3 protein-coding genes and 1 pseudogene are annotated in these 2,885 nt (G+C 28.6%); 3 read left to right on the top strand and 1 reads right to left on the bottom strand.

Features of this window, described 5'->3' with window-relative positions; translation table 11 throughout:
• Positions 1 to 128 (bottom strand): annotated as a pseudogene (locus FTV52_RS14330) (FAD-dependent monooxygenase); the annotation flags it as partial.
• A gap of 155 nt (positions 129 to 283) precedes the next feature.
• On the opposite strand from FTV52_RS14330, the gene FTV52_RS14335 reads away from it, so the two are divergent.
• From FTV52_RS14335 to FTV52_RS14345, 3 genes are all read left to right on the top strand, one after another.
• Positions 284 to 934 (top strand): DUF234 domain-containing protein, encoded by a 651-nt coding sequence (locus FTV52_RS14335; RefSeq protein WP_218944954.1) that lies wholly within the window; start codon positions 284 to 286, stop codon positions 932 to 934.
• Positions 935 to 1,099: 165 nt separating this feature from the next.
• Positions 1,100 to 1,630, top strand: coding sequence for an NAD(P)H-dependent oxidoreductase (locus FTV52_RS14340; protein WP_218944953.1), 531 nt, complete (start codon positions 1,100 to 1,102; stop codon positions 1,628 to 1,630).
• 91 nt (positions 1,631 to 1,721) lie between these two features.
• Positions 1,722 to 2,756 (top strand): tRNA-dihydrouridine synthase, encoded by a 1,035-nt coding sequence (locus FTV52_RS14345; protein ID WP_169538918.1) that lies wholly within the window; start codon positions 1,722 to 1,724, stop codon positions 2,754 to 2,756.
• Positions 2,757 to 2,885 lie beyond the last annotated feature (129 nt).

Genomic DNA, 2,885 nt, shown 5'->3' on the forward strand with positions numbered 1-2,885 from the left:
ATCAAGGCATCCATCAACCCACTGTTTACGCCTTGTCCTGCAAAAGGAGGCATCAAATGAGCAGCATCTCCAATCATCGTTATGGGTAATGGACGCTTACTTTTCCAAGACTTATCTAAGGGAAATAGATTTAAAACCTTTGAAAGTAAGTGTATTAAAGGAGATTTTAAAAGATTACAACTCTTATTCAAATAAAAATTTACTTGATTTTTATTTGCTAAGTGGTGGAGTTGCAAAATATATAGAACTATTTATCTTAAACAGTAGTTTTGATTTAAAATCTATGATAGATACAATTATTGATCCAAACTCAATATTTTTGGAAGAGGGAAAAAATAGACTTATTGAAGAGTTTGGAAAAGAGTATGGAACATATTTTTCTATTTTAGCTTTAATCTCTGATTCAAAAACATCAAGAAGTGAAATAGAATCAATTTTGGAAAGAAATATTTCAGGACATTTATCACGACTTGAAAATGACTATAACATCATAAAATCAATTAAACCAATAAATGCTAAACCAAACTCAAAAGTACAAAAATATGAGATAGTTGATAATTTTTTATCCTTTTGGTTTAGATTTATTTTTAAATACCAATCACTAATCGAAGCTGAAAATTTCGATAGATTAAAAGAGATTATCTATAGAGATATCTCAACTTTTCAAGGAAAATTCCTTGAAAAACTTTTTGTGGAACTCTTAAAAGAGAAACAAACTTTCACTTCTATTGGCTCATATTGGGAGAGAAATAATCAAAATGAGATAGATATAGTTGCTATCGATGATATTGATAAGAAACTTCTAATTTGTGAAGTAAAACTAAATGAAAAACGGATAAACTATCAGGCTTTAGTTTTGAAATCTCAAAAATTAATTCAAGAGTATAAAGATTATGAGATAGAGTATAGGCTTTTATCGATAAAAGATATTTAAAATTAGAAAAACAGATAATAGCTGGTGCTAGAGTGGTTGCTAGGGTAATTACTCTAATTTCAAGTTGGTGCAAGTGGTTTTTGCAAACTTTGTATAAAGCCTTAATCGATATAAAAGTTAAGTTTGATTATATATAATTGTTGAATAATTTAAAAGGAGTACAAAATGAAAAAAGTTTTAATTTTAAATGGACACCAATATTATGAAAATGTTGCAAAAGGTGAATTAACTGAAAAGATTTTAGAAAAAGCGACACAATTTTTCAAAGAAAATAACTTTCTTATAAAATATACAAATATAGATAAGGGTTACGATATAAAAGAGGAGTGTGAGAAGTTTGAGTGGGCTGATTATGTGTTGTTTCAATATCCTGTTTATTGGATGGGTGTTCCTTGGATTACAAAAAAATATTTCGATGAGACTTTTACTCAAGGAAGACACTATGCAAACGACGGAAGAAGCAAAAACGATGATAGCAAAACTTATGGAAGTGGTGGATTACTAAAAGGCAAAAAATATATGCTAAGCTTGACATATAATTGTCCAAAAAGTGAGTTTAACAATCCTGATGGTTTTTTTGATGGATTATCACTAGATGAAGCAAATGTTGCTACTCATAAAACTTTTCAATTTGTTGGATTAGAACCTTTAAAACTTACTCTATGCATGATATTTTTAAAGGAGATTTGGATTTAAATAAAGAGTTAGCTAAATTTGAAGATACTTTAAGAGAGAATTTTAAGTTTAGTGTATATATAATTTGATATATTTAATTTAAGGAGCTATAATGAGTTTATTATTAAACAAAGGTAAAATAGGTGATTTGGAACTAAAAAATAGAGTTGTAATGCCACCTATGTGTATGTATAAAAGTGATAATAGTGGAGAATTAAAAGATTTCCATATGTTTCACTATACTTCAAGAGCAATGGCTGATGTTGGTTTAATTATTGTTGAACCAGCATCAGTTGAGCCAAAAGGAAGAGTTTCATCTTTTGAATTAGGACTTTGGGATGATTCTTTAATTGAAAATCATAAAAAAATGAATGAGAAGTTACACTTATTTGGAGCAAAAAGTTCTATACAATTAGCTCATGCAGGAAGAAAATCTGAAGTTGTTGATGATATTTGTGTAGCTCCAAGCTCAATTGCTTTTAGTCAAAAATCACCATATAAAGTTCCAAAAGCGTTAAGTCTTGAAGAGATAACAAAAATAAAAGAGTTGTTTGTAAATGCTGCAATTAGAGCCGAAAAAGCAAATTATGATTCAGTAGAACTTCACGCTGCTCATGGATATTTGTTGTGTGAATTTTTATCACCTTTAACAAATAAAAGAGATGATATTTATGGTGGAAGTTTAGAAAATAGGTGTAGATTAGTAATTGAAACTGCAAAAGAGATAAAAAATAGGGTAAAATTACCCCTTATTGTTAGAATTAGTGCTGATGAATGGATGCAAAATGGATGGAATATAGAAGACTCTATTTATTTATGTAAAGAGTTAGAAAAAGTTGGAGTTGATTGTATTCATGTTTCAAGTGGTGGAAATATAGAAAATCCAGATAAGATACCAAAAATTGAACCATTTTATCAAGCTAATTGGGCAAAAGAGATTAAAAAAAGTGTAGATATTCCTGTTATTGCTGTTGGTTTAATAACAACAGCAAAAGAGGGTGAATATCTTCTTGAAAATAGTTTTTGTGATTTTGTTGCATATGGAAGAGAGTTGCTTAAAAATCCAAATCTTGTATTTTATGCTGCAAATGAACTAAACGAAAAAGAGAAAATTAATAGCTCTTATGCAAGAGCATTTTTAAAATAATATTCTCTGTACACGACAAAAATAGATAACTCATTGAAATAATGTCACAATAATTGTTTTCTAACGACGAATACTATGACACATCTCAATGAGTTATATCTTATCTTAAACAAATCTCTAAAATGGAAC

Source organism: Acinetobacter sp. YH1901141 (assembly GCF_013416935.1).
Lineage (GTDB): Bacteria > Pseudomonadota > Gammaproteobacteria > Pseudomonadales > Moraxellaceae > Acinetobacter > Acinetobacter towneri.

Coding starts and splice junctions, on each gene's coding strand:
- FTV52_RS14335 (WP_218944954.1), top strand. CDS start 284: ATGATAGATACAATTATTGATCCAAACTCAATATTTTTGGAAGAGGGA.
- FTV52_RS14345 (WP_169538918.1), top strand. CDS start 1,722: ATGAGTTTATTATTAAACAAAGGTAAAATAGGTGATTTGGAACTAAAA.
- FTV52_RS14340 (WP_218944953.1), top strand. CDS start 1,100: ATGAAAAAAGTTTTAATTTTAAATGGACACCAATATTATGAAAATGTT.